Genomic DNA, 671 nt, shown 5'->3' with positions numbered 1-671 from the left:
CAAAGAATGCAAAGGTATTACGGCCTGCTTCTTTGGCTTTATACATCGCGGTATCTGCACGACGAATCAAATCTTCAGTATTCTCGCCATCTTCAGGGTAAAGCACGACCCCGATACTACAACCTAATTGAAGCTGCGAGTCACTTAAGACAAAGTTTTCTTTAAAGGCCAATATCGTTTTATCAGCAACATCCTCAGCATCTGCGCGAGTGTTGCACTGAAAGCAAGCGATGAACTCATCGCCACCAAAACGGGCCACATAACCTCCGTAGCGAGTGATCAACTTCTTCAAGCGGGAAGCACTATCCAGCAGAATCTTATCGCCTGTACTATGCCCCAGGCTGTCATTCACCTCTTTAAAACCATCCAGGTCAATAAAAAAGATTGCCAGCTTCGAGTATTCGGCGTTTTCCTGCTGGTTAAGCATTTCATTTTTCAGGTGATATTCAATATGGCGACGGTTAGGCAAATTTGTCAGCATGTCGAAATTTGCCTGATGCTCTAACTGGTCTTCATAGGACTCTTTTGCCAAAGCAAACTCGGCAACCTGCTTTCGTCCCCGGTTCAAAGCTTCAACCAAGTCAGTAATTTCATCACTGTATTCGGGGCGATTCAGCACAATGGGCTTATAGGTTTTACTTGTTAGCTGAGCCGGCTGAACGGTTTCACGG

1 protein-coding gene is annotated in these 671 nt (G+C 45.5%); it reads right to left on the bottom strand.

The genetic code is table 11. From position 1 onward, the window contains the following. The coding region (locus tag A3735_RS25970; protein ID WP_156499929.1) for a GGDEF domain-containing protein at positions 1-671 on the bottom strand (671 nt) is incomplete at both ends.

The organism is Oleiphilus sp. HI0061 (assembly GCF_001635675.1).
The sequence above is the reverse complement of the archived record's forward strand: the minus strand, read 5'-3'. Positions and strand labels throughout refer to the sequence as shown.